General features: G+C 62.6%; 16 protein-coding genes. 4 read left to right on the top strand and 12 right to left on the bottom strand.

Annotation, left to right across the window (positions count from 1 at the left end; translation table 11 throughout):
• Positions 1 to 7: 7 nt before the first annotated feature.
• From JAB1_RS25415 to JAB1_RS25390, 6 genes are all read right to left on the bottom strand, one after another.
• A complete protein-coding gene (locus JAB1_RS25415; RefSeq protein WP_070282227.1) occupies positions 8 to 847 on the bottom strand; it encodes an HDOD domain-containing protein in 840 nt (279 codons plus the stop codon).
• Positions 844 to 1,188 (bottom strand): hypothetical protein, encoded by a 345-nt coding sequence (locus JAB1_RS25410; RefSeq protein ID WP_139144674.1) that lies wholly within the window; start codon positions 1,186 to 1,188, stop codon positions 844 to 846. Before JAB1_RS25410 ends, JAB1_RS25415 begins: the two co-directional genes overlap by 4 nt.
• An 8-nt stretch (positions 1,189 to 1,196) precedes the next feature.
• Positions 1,197 to 2,045: a response regulator gene (locus JAB1_RS25405; RefSeq protein WP_083299971.1), complete on the bottom strand. Its 849-nt coding sequence runs from the start codon at positions 2,043 to 2,045 to the stop codon at positions 1,197 to 1,199.
• A 148-nt stretch (positions 2,046 to 2,193) separates the two neighbouring features.
• Complete coding sequence (locus JAB1_RS25400) at positions 2,194 to 2,658, bottom strand: hypothetical protein (RefSeq protein ID WP_070255424.1); 465 nt, start codon at positions 2,656 to 2,658, stop codon at positions 2,194 to 2,196.
• A gap of 82 nt (positions 2,659 to 2,740) precedes the next feature.
• Positions 2,741 to 4,003, bottom strand: coding sequence for a DEAD/DEAH box helicase (locus tag JAB1_RS25395; RefSeq protein WP_070255428.1), 1,263 nt, complete (start codon positions 4,001 to 4,003; stop codon positions 2,741 to 2,743).
• 85 nt (positions 4,004 to 4,088) lie between these two features.
• A complete protein-coding gene (locus JAB1_RS25390) occupies positions 4,089 to 5,147 on the bottom strand; it encodes a DUF4105 domain-containing protein (protein WP_070282224.1) in 1,059 nt (352 codons plus the stop codon).
• 172 nt (positions 5,148 to 5,319) lie between these two features.
• Here JAB1_RS25390 and JAB1_RS25385 point away from each other — a divergent pair, with 172 nt between their 5' ends.
• A complete protein-coding gene (locus tag JAB1_RS25385) occupies positions 5,320 to 6,024 on the top strand; it encodes a hypothetical protein (RefSeq protein WP_070282223.1) in 705 nt (234 codons plus the stop codon).
• Positions 6,025 to 6,066: 42 nt separating this feature from the next.
• The gene (locus tag JAB1_RS25380) at positions 6,067 to 6,429 is read left to right on the top strand and encodes a glyoxalase superfamily protein (RefSeq protein WP_070282222.1); all 363 of its coding nucleotides are present in this window, start codon (positions 6,067 to 6,069) and stop codon (positions 6,427 to 6,429) included.
• A gap of 3 nt (positions 6,430 to 6,432) precedes the next feature.
• Here JAB1_RS25380 and JAB1_RS25375 read toward each other — a convergent pair whose 3' ends face one another.
• Entirely contained in the window at positions 6,433 to 7,602 is a 1,170-nt protein-coding gene (locus JAB1_RS25375; protein WP_070282221.1) for a mandelate racemase/muconate lactonizing enzyme family protein, read from the bottom strand.
• Positions 7,603 to 7,701: 99 nt separating this feature from the next.
• On the opposite strand from JAB1_RS25375, the gene JAB1_RS25370 reads away from it, so the two are divergent.
• Both JAB1_RS25370 and motA read left to right on the top strand, forming a co-directional pair.
• Positions 7,702 to 8,622 carry a LysR family transcriptional regulator gene (locus JAB1_RS25370; RefSeq protein ID WP_070282220.1) on the top strand — a complete coding sequence of 307 codons (921 nt, stop codon included), beginning with the start codon at positions 7,702 to 7,704 and terminating at the stop codon, positions 8,620 to 8,622.
• A gap of 42 nt (positions 8,623 to 8,664) precedes the next feature.
• On the top strand, positions 8,665 to 9,528 hold the full coding sequence (gene motA / locus JAB1_RS25365; RefSeq protein ID WP_034779327.1) for a flagellar motor stator protein MotA: 864 nt from the start codon (positions 8,665 to 8,667) through the stop codon (positions 9,526 to 9,528).
• Positions 9,529 to 9,555: 27 nt separating this feature from the next.
• Here the strand turns inward: motA and JAB1_RS25360 are convergent, their stop codons facing one another.
• The 5 genes from JAB1_RS25360 to JAB1_RS25340 all read right to left on the bottom strand — a co-directional run bounded on the left by JAB1_RS25360 (position 9,556) and on the right by JAB1_RS25340 (position 14,306).
• A complete protein-coding gene (locus tag JAB1_RS25360) occupies positions 9,556 to 9,954 on the bottom strand; it encodes a VOC family protein (RefSeq protein ID WP_034779330.1) in 399 nt (132 codons plus the stop codon).
• Between the two features lie 139 nt (positions 9,955 to 10,093).
• Positions 10,094 to 11,560, bottom strand: coding sequence for a PLP-dependent aminotransferase family protein (locus tag JAB1_RS25355; protein ID WP_070282219.1), 1,467 nt, complete (start codon positions 11,558 to 11,560; stop codon positions 10,094 to 10,096).
• A gap of 10 nt (positions 11,561 to 11,570) precedes the next feature.
• A complete protein-coding gene (locus JAB1_RS25350) occupies positions 11,571 to 12,155 on the bottom strand; it encodes a LysE family translocator (protein ID WP_070282218.1) in 585 nt (194 codons plus the stop codon).
• Positions 12,156 to 12,751: 596 nt separating this feature from the next.
• Complete coding sequence (locus JAB1_RS25345) at positions 12,752 to 13,177, bottom strand: GNAT family N-acetyltransferase (RefSeq protein ID WP_343216003.1); 426 nt, start codon at positions 13,175 to 13,177, stop codon at positions 12,752 to 12,754.
• A 133-nt stretch (positions 13,178 to 13,310) separates the two neighbouring features.
• The gene (locus JAB1_RS25340) at positions 13,311 to 14,306 is read right to left on the bottom strand and encodes an AraC family transcriptional regulator (RefSeq protein ID WP_070282217.1); all 996 of its coding nucleotides are present in this window, start codon (positions 14,304 to 14,306) and stop codon (positions 13,311 to 13,313) included.
• Between the last annotated feature and the right edge of the window lie 29 nt (positions 14,307 to 14,335).

Here is a 14,335-nt window from a genome sequence, read left to right as displayed (position 1 = left end):
ATCCTGTTCATGCCAGCATGATCCGCGACATTTCATCGAAGGTGTGTTCCGTTTGCCGCAGCAGCGCCAGCCAGGCCTGCTCATCCAGCGCGACGCTGCGCCAGCCCGCGGGCGACAGGGGCGGCACCAGCGCATCGTCGACGCCGGCCAGGTCGAGCGCCAGGGCAACGGCATTGGCCAGATGCACGGCCAGCGGCAAGCCGCCCGCCTCCAGCCGGTCGATGGCGTGGTGGTCGGCCACCGCCTGCTGTATCGCCTCGGGAAACTTCCAGTAGGCGGCCAGGGCGCTGCCCACCTGCGCGTGGTCGATGCCGATGACGGCCAGTTCCGCCTCGGCCATCTGGCAGTCATGCGCCTGGCGGTGGCTGCGCACAAGCGCGTGCTCGGCCGGGAAGCGCGTCACCAGCACCAGGGTGCCCAGGTCGTGCAGCAGGCCGGCCGTGAACGCCGTTTCGGGATTGACGCGCAGGTGCGGCGCCAGCAGGCGCGCGGCAATGGCCGTGGCCAGCGAATGGCGCCAGAACGCCTGGAAATCGAAGCCGCCGCTGACGGGCGCGAAACTGCCCGTCAGCGCGCAGGCCGTGACGACGGTGCGGATGCTGTGAAAACCCAGCACGGAAACGGCTTGCGGAATGCTGGTGACCTTCGATTGCATGCCGTAGAACGAGGAGTTGGCGATGCGCAGGGTCTTCGCCGCCAGGGCCTGGTCCAGCTCGATCTTTTGCGCCAGCACATGCACGTCCGTGTCGTCCTGGTCCATGCTCGACAGCAGTTCCAGCACCACCACCGGCAGCGAAGGCAGTTCCTGTATCTGGCGGATGATGTGTTCAAAACTGAGCCGTGTCATGCCGCGCCCCCTTGCCGGTAGCGCTGCAGCAGCGCCAGCAGTTCCGCCCCTGCGGAATCGGGCGGCGTGGCGCGGAACAGCACGGCCAGCCGTTCCAGGCGGCGCGCCCGTTCCTGCTCGGCATGCGCCTGCGCGGCGGGGTCAATCGCCTCGTCCATGACGACATGGCAGCGCTCCACATTGCGCCTGCGCAAGGCCGTCAGGTTCGCCGCCGTCAGGGTGGCGCCCTGGGCCAGCAGCACCGCGCCGCTGGCGTCGCTCAGCGCCTGCGCCAGCACCATGCCTTCCTGCGCCTGCTCCATGGAAATCTCGCGTCCGCTGTCACTCACGCTTGTACTCACGCTTATGCTCATGTACCCGCTCCATGACGGCTCAGGGTGACCAGGCTGCCGCGCGAACGCGAATGCATGCCCATCGGATGGATCGCCACGGCATACGGCTGGCCATCGATGGCGGCCAGGCAAGGTGCGCCCTGCCCGTCGAACAGCTGCGGCAAGACGATCGCCGCTTCGTTGCCCAGCAGGGCCGCGCCCCGCTCGAACAGATTGGCCGCCGCCGCGTTGATGAAGGCGATCATGCCATCCTCATCGAGCCCGATCACGGGCAGCGGCAGAAATTGCAGCAATTCGCGCGCGATGCCCAGGCTGACTTCGTCGCGGCTGATCTGGTGCTGCTGCTGGCTCACCAGCGCCTGCATGGCGGCATTGGCTGCCGCCAGCGCCAGGTTGACCTCGCGCAACTGCGCATTGAGCCGCACATTGTCGTCATCGATGCCCTTCAGGCGAAAGGCTTCGGCGATATGCTCGCGCAGTTGATGGTCTTCCCATGGTTTGGTGAGGAACTTGAAGATGGCGCCCTCGTTGACGGCATCCGTGACGGCCTGCAACTCGGTATAACCCGACAGCATGATGCGGATGGTTTGCGGACACAGCAGCTTGGCCTTGCGCAGGAAGTCGGCGCCCAGCATGCCGGGCATGCGCTGGTCCGACACGATCACGTCGACGGCATGGCTGGCAAGCACCTCCAGCCCTTCCTGGCCGCTGCCCGCCGTCAGGATATGGTAGCCATCGCGCCGCAGCAGGCGCTTGAGGGAAGCGAGGATATTCGGCTCGTCATCGACCAGCAGCAAGGTGCGCGGTGGCGCCACGGCGTCCGCCGCCACAATCCCTGGCATACCCTGTTCGTCGTGCAAATCCATCGGACCATCCTCTCATCGCCGCGGCGATATCGGAGCTTGCCTGGAGGGGGGAATCTGCTACGCGGAACAGTCTTGCGAATCTTGCGCGGCAGCCAGCTTGCGTTGAAATTATACGACTAAATATTCCTGTATGGCATTTATCAGCTACCTATCCGCGCCGTGCCGGGCAAGGCGTATCGCGGTAAAACACAAAACCGCCCAGGCCGATGGCCTTGGTATCGGCTTTCACCCCATACACCAGCGTGCTCTTGTCCGCCTCGATACGCAGCAGGTTCATGTGTTGCACGATTTGCGCGTGCGACAGTTCCAGCGATGGCGTCGGCGCCAGTTGCAAACGCAGCTCGGAGGTGGCGCTGTCATACGCCCAGCGGCCCGGATTATAGAAGGCGAAGCCGCCATCGAAACGCAGGCTGCCATCCTTGAACTGGGTCAGGCAAATGCCGGGAAATTCGCTGGGCGGGTTGTACCAGGTGGCGGCCACGGCGGCATCGGCAGGCGTCTTGCCCGGCATCTGCATGCCGCTGCCATCACTTTTGCCGCCCATGCCGGCACAGCCTGCCAGCGCCAGCGCGCAAGCCAGGGTGCCCGCGCGCGTGATGAATGTCATGTGCATCAACAGTCCCCTTGCTTTATAGAAACATCATCTTAAAGCGGGACGGCCAGCCGTTCAAGCGGCTAGCGCACATAAGGGCGATTTAATTGCCCTCGGCCGCCTTCGCCGCCAGGGCTGCCGCTTCGCGCAATTTATCCTTCTTGCTCTTGCGCGCCCCCTTCACGCCGCCGTTCACCGTGTCCGTCACGGTGCTCACGGGCGCGGGCAGTTCCGTCGGTTCGAAGCCGGCCACCACTTCGCGCACGATGCGCAAGTCGTTGCGGTTTTCGATCAGGCGGAAATGCGCTTCCGTGTCGGCCGTCACGAAGCTGATGGCCGTGCCGCTTTCGCCGGCGCGGCCCGTGCGGCCGATGCGGTGCGTGTAGTCGACGGCCGAGCGGGGCAAGTCGTAATTGACGACGGCAGGCAGGCCGGCGATGTCGATGCCGCGCGCTGCCACGTCGGTGGCCACCAGCACCTGCAAGCGGCACGCCTTGAAGTCGGCCAGCAGCTGGCTGCGCGTGCCCTGGCTGAATTCGCCGTGGAAGGCGCCCACGTGCAAGCCCGCGCGCTGCAGCTTGTCGGCCACGTGTTCGGCCGCGTACTTGGTGGCGACAAACACCAGCACGCGCTCCCACTGCTGCTGCAGGATCAGGTAGCGCAGCAGCTGCGTGCGGCGCGGCACGTCGACCGTGATGGCCCGCTGCACGATGTCGGGCTTGTCCTGCGGTTCGGACGCCACTTCGATGCGCACGGGCTCCTTGAGCAGGCTGTCGGCCAGCGCCTGCACGCTGTCGGGGAAGGTGGCGGAGAAGAACAGGTTTTGCCGCTGCTTGGGCAGCAGCGCCAGGATGGCGTTGATCTCCTCGCTGAAGCCCATGTCGAGCAAACGGTCGGCTTCATCCAGGACGAACAGCGACACGCCGCCCAATTTGACGGCATTCTGGCGCACCAGGTCCAGCAAGCGGCCCGGCGTGGCGACGACGATATCGGCGCCGCCGCGCAAGTCCATCATCTGCGGATTGATCGACACGCCGCCGAACAGCACGGAAATCTTCAGTTTGATCGGCAGCGGCTTGGCCAGCGCGTGCACCGTCTGCCCCACCTGCGCCGCCAGCTCGCGCGTAGGCACGAGGATCAGCGCGCGCACCTGGCGCGGGCCGGAAACGGGCGCCATCAGCGCCTGCAGCAGCGGCAGCGCGTAGGCGGCCGTCTTGCCGGAACCCGTCTGCGCCGCGCCCAGCACGTCGCTGCCGCGCAGGATGGCGGGAATGGCGGCCGCCTGGATGGCCGTCGGCGCGGCATAGCCGGCCTTGTCGACGGCGCGGACCAGGGAGGGAATCAGACCCAGTGAGGAAAATGGCATAGCGGGCCTTCTTATTATTTAGTCATGAAGTGAGACCGGCCGCAATGTGCGGCCGGTCGGAATAGCGACAGTATAAAGCAGGCGCTTACTGCTTGGGCATTTGCAGCTTCGGGAAGCCTGCTTCGTCGTAGCCCGGCATGCCGCGCCGGATCGCGTGCGAAAAATCCGCATCGTCGTTGGCGGCGCGCGCGCGCGCCGTGATGTGGCCCCCTGTGCGCAGCTGCTGGAAGGTCAAGCCGGGCACCAGGCCTTTCACGTCGAACAGGTAGCGGTCCAGGTAGCCCGAGGCCATCAGCCGGTAATCGAGCGGCAGGCCCGGCACGATGCGGCGCACCATCTCGAAGACGATGGTGGTGCAGTTGGCCGTCAGGGTGTTGTAGAACTGCGGCGTGTTTTTCAGCGCCTGCGCCTCGTCCAGGTAGGCGAGGAACAGCGAGCGCATGGCCGCTTTCGGCATCATCACGCGGTACAGATGCATGTCCTCGCCCCGCGCATTCGTGCGCACGCGCAGGATGTCGCGCTCGTCGGCGGCGATCAGGCTCATCTCGAAATGCTTGAAGAAGCCGCCGATGGCGGAAAAGCTCTCGCCTTTTTCCTTGCGGATCTCGATGGAAAACGTCAAAAAGCGCCCGTCGGCAAAGCCGAATGAGATCAGGGTATGCGCGATATAGGGCCCCGTCCAGTACGACAGCGCCGTGTCCACCGTGCGCAGTTCGTCGAGGTCGTAGCTGCGCTGCTCCCACTTGACCGTGTAGTCGTCATCGCTGCGCCAGTCGAAATTGCGCACATTGTCCAGGGTGACGAGATTGCCCTTGAGCGTGCCCGTCACATTGCGCGCCACATCGTCGGCCCACACGCGCTGCTGTTTCGGCGTGATCAGGCTCCACCACAGGAGCAGCAGGATAAAACCGGCCGCATACGGCAGCAGCACGCGCGCATCGCCGCGCATCCACCACAGCGCGATGCTGGCCACGCCCAGCGCGCCCCACAGCAGCGCGCCGATGGCTTGCGCCGCCGTGCCGCCGGACAGCTGGTACCACAGCGCCAGTGCGCCCCACAGTGCGGTCAGCAGGAGAATCAGGGAAACGGCCATTTTGCCGATACTGCCCAGCACGGAGCGGGCACGCAGTGATAAGAAAGTCATGCCATGATTATAGGGGCAAGTACGGCGAGAGGTGAGTTCGGACAAGTATTGGCAAAGCCAGCCAGGCATGAAATATTGCTTGCATGGCAATTTACCTCATGAGAATATGTTGCAAAATGTATAGACAAGGCGTCCCATCTCACAGGGCTGCCTTGTCCTCCAGGGAGACACCTTGCAATCCAGTTCACTGTACGCCCTCGCCGGCAGCCTCAACTCCCTCTTCATCGTCGTCAGCCTGCTTGGTTTATGGTCGCAGCTGCAGAAAATCTGGCGGCGCAAGCACGACGCCAGCCTGGGCGCAGGCCAGGCGACGGACATCCTGTCGCTCAACCAGTTCACCGTCAGCTTCCTCGCCTACTGCGCCTTCTTCGTGTACGGCTATTCGATCACGCCCTTCAACCACTACATCGTCTGGCCGCGCCTGATCGCCTCGCTGATCGCGCTGGGCATCCTGTATGAAATCGACCGCGACCGCCACAGCCGGGCATCGCGCAACGCGCTGCTGGCCTGCGCGCTGCTGCTGGGTGCGGGCGTGGCGGGATTGCTGTTCGGCCCCACCTTCACGGATGAAAAGCGCGCGATCTCGCAAAGCCTGATCGTTGCCGTCACCGTGCTGCTGGCGCAGGGCTACGCGCACCAGATCCGCTTGATCTGGCGCTCGGGCAAGACGGGTGCCGTGTCCCTGAAAATGAGCCAGTTCATCCTGGCGATGGATGTCAGCACCATCTTCTTTGCCTGCGTCATGGGGCTGGAAACCGGCTGGCCCTTGCTGCTGCTGGCCTGCGTCAGCGCCACGACCAAATTGATCATCATGTGGCTGTTCCGCTGGGAGAAGGCCAGCCCCGCCGCGCGCATGAAACGGCAGGCGCTGGCCTGACGCTAGAATAGGAATCTTGCCACTTTTGTTGAAAGGGCCGCCATGCAGCTGTCCCCCGCCATCCCCATCCTGCGCAGCTTTTCCGAAGAAAAAACGCGCGAGTTCTACCTCGGTTTTCTCGGTTTTACCCTGGACTGGGAACACCGCTTCGCGCCCACCGCGCCGCTGTACCTGCAGGTGACGCGCGGTGATCTCGTGCTGCATCTGTCCGAGCACTACGGCGACTCCACGCCAGGCACGGCGCTCTTGATCCCCGTCGACGATATCGCCGCCCTGCACGCGGAGCTGCGCGACAAGGATTACCCGTATGCGCGGCCCGGCATCCGCGACGAGGACTGGGGCCGCATCCTGGAAGTGGCGGACCCGTTCGGCAACCGGCTGCGCTTCTGGCAAAGAACGCCATAGCGCTTACTGGCCGCTCAGGGCGCGCATTTCCGCATACAGGTTGGCCTTGCCCTCGAAGCCGATGCCGACCAGATCCGGCATGGTGATATGGCCGTTTTCCACGCGCACGCCATCGGGAAAACCGCCGAACGGCTGGAACAGATCGGGATACGATTCATTGCCGCCCAGGCCCAGGCCGGCCGCGATATTCAAGGACATCTGGTGGCCGCCGTGCGGAATGCAGCGGCTGCGCGACCAGCCGTGCTGGTGCAGCATATCCAGCGTGCGTAAATATTCCACCAGGCCGTAGCTGAGGGCGCAATCGAACTGCAGCCAGTCGCGGTCGGCGCGCATGCCGCCGTAGCGGATCAGGTTGCGCGCATCCTGCATGGAAAACAGGTTTTCGCCCGTCGCCATCGGCTTGTCGTAATAGCTGCGCAAGGTCGATTGCAGCTCGAAGTCGAGCGGGTCGCCCGCCTCTTCATACCAGAACAGGTCGTACTGGCGCAGCGCCTTGGCGTAGGCGATCGAGGTGTCGAGGTCGAAACGGCCGTTGGCATCCACGCACAGCTTTTGCCCATCCTGCAGCACTTCCATGATGGCGTCGATGCGACGCAGATCCTCGTCCAGCGAGGCGCCGCCGATCTTTTTCTTGACCACCGTGTAGCCGCGGTCGATATAGCTGCGCATCTCGTCCTGCAGCGCCGTCAGGCTCTGGCCCGGGTAGTAATAGCCGCCGGCCGCATACACGAAGACTTTTTTGTCCGGCACGCCCGTGCCGTGGCGTTCGGCCAGCAGCTGGAACAGCGGCTTGTTCTCGATCTTCGCCACGGCGTCCCAGATGGCCATGTCGATGGTGCCGATGGCCACCGAACGTTCGCCGTGGCCGCCCGGCTTTTCATTCGTGTACATGCAGTCCCACACCTTGTGCGGATCGAAATTGCTGCCATCCGCCGTGACGAGCGAAGCGGGATCGGCGTCGAGGATGCGGGGAATGAAGCGCTCGCGCATCAGCATGCCCTGGCCATAGCGGCCATTCGAATTGAAGCCGTAGCCGACGACGGGCTTGCCGTCGCGCATCACATCCGTGACGACGGCCACCAGGCTTAACGTCATCTTGCTGAAATCGATATAGGCGTTGCGGATGGGGGAAGAGATGGGGATGGTCTTTTCGCGGATTTCAACGATTTTCATGCGGGTCTCCTGGAGGTGAAAACAAGGACGCCAGCTTAACCGCGATATGAAACCGTATAATCGATATTAATTTAAACCATTCTTCACTTGAAGTTAATAATGAAAAGCGACGCCACCACGGAAATGGCCTTCTTTGTGTTGCTGGCCAAGCTGGGCAGCCTGTCGGCCACGGCGCGCGAGCTGGGCATCACGCCGCCCGCCGTCAGCAAGCGATTGATGCTGATGGAGCAGCGCCTGGGGGTGCGCTTGCTGAACCGCAGCACGCGGCGCATCAGCCTGACGGGCGACGGCGAAAGCTATCTGCAGCAGGCGCGGCAAATCCTCGACGATATCCGCGCCATGGAAGAGTCCCTGGCCAGCGGCAGCGCGGAGCCGAAAGGCTTGCTGCGCGTGAATGCCACGCTGGGTTTCGGCCGCACGGTGATCGCCCCCCTGCTGTCGCAATTTGCCCTGCGCCACCCGCAGCTGGAAGTGCAGCTGCAACTGACGGACAGCCCCATCAACCTGGTCGAGCAGGCGTACGACCTGGGCATCCGCTTCGGCGACTTGCCCGACACGCGCCTGTCGGCGCGCAAGATCATGTCGAACCGGCGCTTCCTGTGCGCCTCACCCGCCTACCTGCAGGCGCATGGCACGCCGCACACCCCGGACGAGCTGGCGCAGCACCGCTGCATCGTGCACCGGCAGAATGACGACGCCTACGGCATCTGGCGCCTGAGTAAAGGCCGCGCCACGCACACGGTGAAAGTGCGCGGCACGGTGGCCAGCAATGATGGCGACGTGGTGCTGGGCTGGGCGCTGGACGGGCACGGTATCCTGCTGCGCTCGGAATGGGACCTGGCCCGCTACCTCGACAGCGGCCGCCTGCGCGTGGTGCTGGCCGACTACGCGCTGGCGCCGGCCGACCTGTACGCCTATTATCCGAGCCGCCACCAGTTGCCCGCCAAAGTGCGCGCTTTTATCAATTTTCTCATCCAGCAGTTGCAGCCGGAAGCGGCCACGGCGGCCAAATCAGGTTAAACTACAATATTGCGATATGGCAATATTATGAAGGAGTAGGTTTTGCTAGTCATACTCGGATTTCTCGTCGTGCTGTTTTCCGTCTTTGGCGGCTTCGCCATGCAGGGGGGCCACCTGGGCGCCCTGTTCCAGCCGCTGGAACTGCTGATGATCGGCGGCGCGGCGCTGGGCACCTTCTTTGTCGGCAACGACGCCAAGGCCATCCGCGCCACGTTCGCCGCCCTGCCCACCCTGTTCCACGGCTCGCAATACACGAAGGCGCGCTATATGGAACTGATGGGGCTGATGTATGAAATCCTCAGCAAGATCCGCAAGGAAGGCTTGATGTCGGTCGAGGACGATATCGACGACCCTTACCGCAGCCCCATCTTCGTGAAATACCCGTACACGCTTGGTGACGAGCACATCCTGGAATTCATCACCGACTACCTGCGCCTGATGGTATCGGGCAATATGGATGCTTACCAGATCGAAAACCTGATGGATAACGAGATCGAGACGCACCATGAAGATGCGGAAATGCCGATCCAGACGATTTCGCAGCTGGCCGACGCCATGCCCGCCTTCGGCATCGTGGCCGCCGTGATGGGCGTGGTGCACACGATGGCGTCCGTCGGCTTGCCGCCGGCCGAGCTGGGTGTGCTGATCGCGCAGGCGCTGGTGGGCACCTTCATCGGCATCTTGCTGGCCTACGGTTTCATCGCGCCGCTGGCCAGCTTGCTGCGCCGCAAGCACCATGAAACGGCAAAGATGTACCAGTGCGTGAAAGTGACCTTGTTGGCCAGCCTGAACGGCTACGCTCCGGCGCTGGCCGTGGAATTCGGCCGCAAGGTCATTTCCGCCACAGAACGCCCCTCGTTCAGCGAACTGGAAAACCACGTGCGCCAGGTGCGCACGAAGAACTGATACGGCCTGTTCCGCTGACTCGGCGCGTCAGGCTTCCGGCGCCGTCCAGACCAGGTTCCACAGGTGGCCATCGATATCCTCGAAGCCCTGGTCATACATGAAACCATGGTCCTCGGGCGGATGCGGTATGCGGCCACCTGCGGCCTTGGCCCTGGCGATCAGGCTGTCCACCTCTTCCCGGCTTTCGCAGCTGAGGCAAATGACGACTTCATTGGCTTGCTTCGCATTCGCCACCGGCTTGCCGATCAGCGACTGGAAAAAGGCTTCGGTCGTCAGCATGGCCTGGATGCTGCCGTCGACGATATTCATGAACGCCGCGTTTTCGCCGCTGAAGCGGGGATCGAAGGCAAAGCCGAGGGCGGAAAAGAAGGCCCTGGACTTCTCCAGGTCCTTCACGGGCAGGTTCAGGATGATCTGTTTGTTCATGGCGCTTCCCTGATAAAAGTGGAATGGGCAACCGGTGCATCCTCCCTGCAACGGGAGATGGCACACACAATCGACACGCTGGCGAAAAAAGAGCCCCTCCAGAATATCAACAAATGACAAGGAAAGGCGCAGACCATGCTCAGGACTTGCCGCCGATGCCGGCAACGCCGCTGGCGCGGGCCAGGCTTGAGCGCGCGCCAGCCACCGCCCGCAGGCGTTCTTCCAGGTAGGCGCTCACACGGGGATGCTGGCTGAAGGCGACGTTGAAGCGGATGTGCTGGTCGGGCGTGTCGTTGGCCGAGAACGCGGCGCCGCGCATCAGCAGGATCTTGTTGCGGTAGGCGTCCTGTACCAGCAAGTCCACGTCCAGCCCTTCGGGCATGCTGCCCCACAGGAAAATGCCGGCGTCGCCGGGCTGCTCGAACAGCACGCCGGCCGCGCTCAATTGCCGCGTGCTGGCGTTGCGCGCCACCATGATCTTGCGTTGCAGCCGCTCCAGGTGCTTGCGCAGGTTGCCGGCCTTGAGCACTTCCAGCAAAACGTATTCGTTCAGCGCAGGCAGAGTCATGATGGCGTGGATCTTGGTGCGCATCAGCAACTTGAGCAGGGCGGGCGCCGCGGCCAGGTAGCCCATGCGCAGGGCCGGGCTCAGCGCCTTGCACAGGCTCGAGTAGTAGATCACGCCGTCCAGCCCGGACAACGATGCCAGCCGCGTGCTGTGGCCCTGCTGGAAATGGCCGTGCACGTCGTCTTCGGCGATCAGGAAGCCATGCTGCTGCGCCATGATCAGCACCTTGTGCAGGTTGGCGGCGCTGCTGCTCCACCCGGTGGGATTGTGCAAAGCCGTCTGCACGAACAGCAGGCGCGGACGGTGCGCGCGGCAGGCCGCTTCCAGTTCGTCCAGGTCGAGGCCATCGGGGCGGCGCTTGATGGGTACCAGGCGCACGCCGTCCTGGCGCAGCCTGCCGAACATCAGGAAGTATCCGGGGTCTTCCACCAGCACCGTATCGCCGGGCTGCAGAAACGTGCGGCAGATCAGGTCGATTGCATGGGTGCCGCCGAAAGTGGTGAGGATGTGGCTGGCGTCCGCAGCGATGCCGATGCCGCGCAACAGCAGCGCGATCTGCTCGCGCAGTTCGGCCAGCCCTTGCGGCGGACAGCGGGAGGCCATGCCGGCCGTGCTGCGCGCCAGGCCACGTTGCACGGCAGCCGCCGGCAGCGCGTCCTGCAGCCAGGTGGGCGGCAAGGCGCCGCTGCTGGCCAGCAGCACGCCCGGCCGCTGGTCGTTCACTTGCTGGCTCAGCCAAACCGGCTCCTGCTCCTGGCCCGCTTCCAGCGCCACCTCGTCGGGAATGGCGCGGCTGGCATCCGTTAGTGCGCAGACGAAGAAACCCGTCGTGCCGTGCGTATCGATGACGCCTGCGGCCACCAGCCTGTCATACGCCACCACCACGGTGTTGGTGCTGACCGCGAGCTGCGTGGCAAGCTGGCGGATCGACGGCAGCCTGGTCCCGCCAGGCAGGACGCGTTGCGCGATCTGCAGGCGCAATGCGGCCTCGATCTGCTTGAACAGGGCGATGGGGGAGGAGCGGTCGATGGCGAACATGGGTGGCAGTCTAGCGTAAAAACATCAGGGCGAGGAGCAGCAGGATGGCCCCCATCGCCAGATTGAATAGGCGCTGGTTGCGGGGCGCTTTCAGCACGCTGCGGATCGAGACGCCGAACAGCGCCCACATGGCGTTGCACGGCGTGCCCACCACGGTGCCGGTCACGGACACCAGCAGCGCGCTGGCCAGCATATTTCCCTGCGCAGGCATGAAGACCGACGCCATGGTGACCGCCTTGAGCCAGCTCTTGGGATTCAGCGCCTGAAACAGGGCCGCCTGCGCAAACGACACGGCCTTCGGCGCGCTGCTTCCGGCCACCGAGGCGCCAGCCAGCTTCCAGGCCAGGAATATCAGGTACAGCGCGCCCGCGATCCGCAGCACCTGCTGCGCCATCGGATACGCGACAAACACGCTGCCCAGCCCCACGCACATGAGCACGGTCTGCACGAAGATGCCGGCCTGGATGCCGAGGATCACCGGCAGCGCACCGCGATAGCCGAAGTTGGCACCGGTGGTGGCCAGCATGACATTGTTCGGCCCCGGCGTGGCGGACATCACAAAGCAATAGCTCATCAGGGGCAGCAGTTCGGTCATGGCAGGCAGTCGCAGCGTGGAGAAGGCCCCAGTCTAGAAGCGCGGCACGGCAGGGACAAGACACAAGGCGACGCGTACAAGCACATGCTGTATCAGTCGGACGACTGCTACAGCGGCGATACAGGCAGCCCTGCCCGGACAAACTCCACCGCAGGCGCGCAACGCAACTGGCGGATTGACAATTCGACTCAAGCGAGTCGAATTGTCATTTCGAAGGGGCTTCCACATTGGCTGGGATACCACCCCTTCATCAATGCCTGTCGAATAGCGCGTTCCACGACTGAGGGCGTAATAGCACGCGTAAAATTACCCAGCCAAATATCCGGACGTGCGATATCTGTTCTCACCAGAAGAGTGGTTCGGCCACCGTTTTCAGATGCAACTGCGAAAGACACATTCGTTTCCCCCATGGCCTGTGTATAGGCAGGCAGGCTGACCGACCATCGATATGACAAAGAATCGACAGTAATCCGGCGGCTTCCTTTTCTTGCAATGGACATGACATTTCCCATGATTCGGTGGCAGTCTCCAGCCGGCCATCTTCGTTGGCAGTTTTCGCCACAAAACGGAGGCTCATCTTTATTATAAATGGCGCTCTACATTTGATCCGGGCGCCTGGTGTCCATTTCGCATGGACGAATGTAATAATTGTCAAAGTCTCCTTCCTCGATCAATATAAATCCGTGACGCACATAGAAACGGTTTGAGCCGCTACCGCGCAGGGCTCCCACTCGAACCGGCAAACCAAGAGCGTTTGCCTCTTCGATAATACGAGCGAGAACAACGGCCCCGATACCATTGCCCTGGTTGTCTGGATGAATATAGAGGTGGTCGAGCAGCATGGCCTTTGGTTGCTGTTTGAGAACAACAAAGCCGACCCGTTTGCCTTCTGTTTCAATATGGCGTGTGTGCTCCGGCAAGAAGCCTGACAGAAACCTCTCTCTCGCTCGAACCGGATCGAATCTCCCCACCTGCATCAAGGCTATCGCGCATCGCCTCAATGCGAAGTGCGACAAGTTCATCCGCGTCGTCTTCCTGCGTCGGTGTAAACGTTACAAACGGTCTTTTCAATAACATATCAAAAATAAACCTTCCAGTAGCGAGGTTTGAAAAGTGGCGCGCCAATCAATATTTGCTCCCCGAAAGCTATTCTCCTCACAGCACTTCCCGATCGCGACCCGGTGGCCTGCCGATGACGCGCTTAAAAGCACGACTGAACGCGGCTTGAGATGTATAGCCAAGGCGTTGGGCAACGGCGTCGATGGACACTCTTTCGTGAGTGAGCAATTGTTTAGCAAGACGCATCCGCAGTTCCGTGGCATACCGCAGGGGCGGTACCCCGATGGTGGTTTGAAAGCGTCGTGCGAAGACAGAACGAGAGACATGAGACTCCGCAGCCAACTGTGCAACTGTCCATTCCCGTCCTGGCTGGCGGTGCAGCGCCAATATGGCAAGAGCGAGGCGCGGATCACGCAATGCGGCGAGGAGACCGGAGGCGCTTTCACAACCGCATTCAATCCAGCCGCGCACGATCATTGCTGCAGCAACCTCTGCCAGTCGAGCCAGAATGCCTGCAAAGCCAATACGACCGGCGCAGATTTCACGCTTCATTGAATCCAGCACAGGCAGCAAGCCCGGATAATCTTGCGCTTGCGTGTCGGCCACCATGACGGTTGGCATCAACTTACCGCCCCCCTGCATCCCGCCGAGATCGAATTCCATGCAGCCGTAAAAAATAATTGCACTGGGCACGGAGGCCGTACTGGGACATGTGTCGACTCCGCTAACGGCGTCACCAAGGGGCGCGACATCGAACTTGTCGATGTCCTGAAATGCAACGCCCGCATCCGATAGCAGCTGGTGCCTCCTGCCGTGCGGCATGAACACCGCGCTACCGGCGGACAGCTCATGCAACTCGCCATCATCCGTACATAGATAGGCAGTGCCAACAGCCACGAAGTGGAAGTAGGCGTGGCCTGGCTTGTCTTCAAAGCCTATGCCGAAAGCTGGACCGGTCTGAATGCGGCGGTACTGGACGCCACGCAGGCGCATCCCCATCAACAGTTCACTGACGAGACCAGAGGACGGGAAAACTTGATTCTTCTTGGGCATTTCAGGAGTTTCGATCAAAACATCAAGACTTGTCATCATAGATCATCCTGGGCTTTAGCTCTAGACTT

It is taken from the genome of Janthinobacterium sp. MP5059B, assembly GCF_001758645.1.
Lineage (GTDB): Bacteria > Pseudomonadota > Gammaproteobacteria > Burkholderiales > Burkholderiaceae_D > Janthinobacterium > Janthinobacterium lividum.
Note: the sequence above shows the minus strand (reverse complement) of the source record. Positions and strands in the feature narration are given on the sequence as shown.

What these genes read in the sequence shown, in the direction of transcription:
- JAB1_RS25370 (WP_070282220.1), top strand. Translation starts at nt 7,702, where the DNA reads ATGAAAAGCGACGCCACCACGGAAATGGCCTTCTTTGTGTTGCTGGCC.
- JAB1_RS25390 (WP_070282224.1), bottom strand. Translation starts at nt 5,147, where the DNA reads ATGACTTTCTTATCACTGCGTGCCCGCTCCGTGCTGGGCAGTATCGGC.
- JAB1_RS25395 (WP_070255428.1), bottom strand. Translation starts at nt 4,003, where the DNA reads ATGCCATTTTCCTCACTGGGTCTGATTCCCTCCCTGGTCCGCGCCGTC.
- JAB1_RS25405 (WP_083299971.1), bottom strand. Translation starts at nt 2,045, where the DNA reads ATGGATTTGCACGACGAACAGGGTATGCCAGGGATTGTGGCGGCGGAC.
- JAB1_RS25375 (WP_070282221.1), bottom strand. Translation starts at nt 7,602, where the DNA reads ATGAAAATCGTTGAAATCCGCGAAAAGACCATCCCCATCTCTTCCCCC.
- JAB1_RS25380 (WP_070282222.1), top strand. Translation starts at nt 6,067, where the DNA reads ATGCAGCTGTCCCCCGCCATCCCCATCCTGCGCAGCTTTTCCGAAGAA.
- JAB1_RS25340 (WP_070282217.1), bottom strand. Translation starts at nt 14,306, where the DNA reads ATGATGACAAGTCTTGATGTTTTGATCGAAACTCCTGAAATGCCCAAG.
- JAB1_RS25350 (WP_070282218.1), bottom strand. Translation starts at nt 12,155, where the DNA reads ATGACCGAACTGCTGCCCCTGATGAGCTATTGCTTTGTGATGTCCGCC.
- JAB1_RS25415 (WP_070282227.1), bottom strand. Translation starts at nt 847, where the DNA reads ATGACACGGCTCAGTTTTGAACACATCATCCGCCAGATACAGGAACTG.
- JAB1_RS25360 (WP_034779330.1), bottom strand. Translation starts at nt 9,954, where the DNA reads ATGAACAAACAGATCATCCTGAACCTGCCCGTGAAGGACCTGGAGAAG.
- JAB1_RS25400 (WP_070255424.1), bottom strand. Translation starts at nt 2,658, where the DNA reads ATGCACATGACATTCATCACGCGCGCGGGCACCCTGGCTTGCGCGCTG.
- JAB1_RS25345 (WP_343216003.1), bottom strand. Translation starts at nt 13,177, where the DNA reads ATGAACTTGTCGCACTTCGCATTGAGGCGATGCGCGATAGCCTTGATG.
- JAB1_RS25355 (WP_070282219.1), bottom strand. Translation starts at nt 11,560, where the DNA reads ATGTTCGCCATCGACCGCTCCTCCCCCATCGCCCTGTTCAAGCAGATC.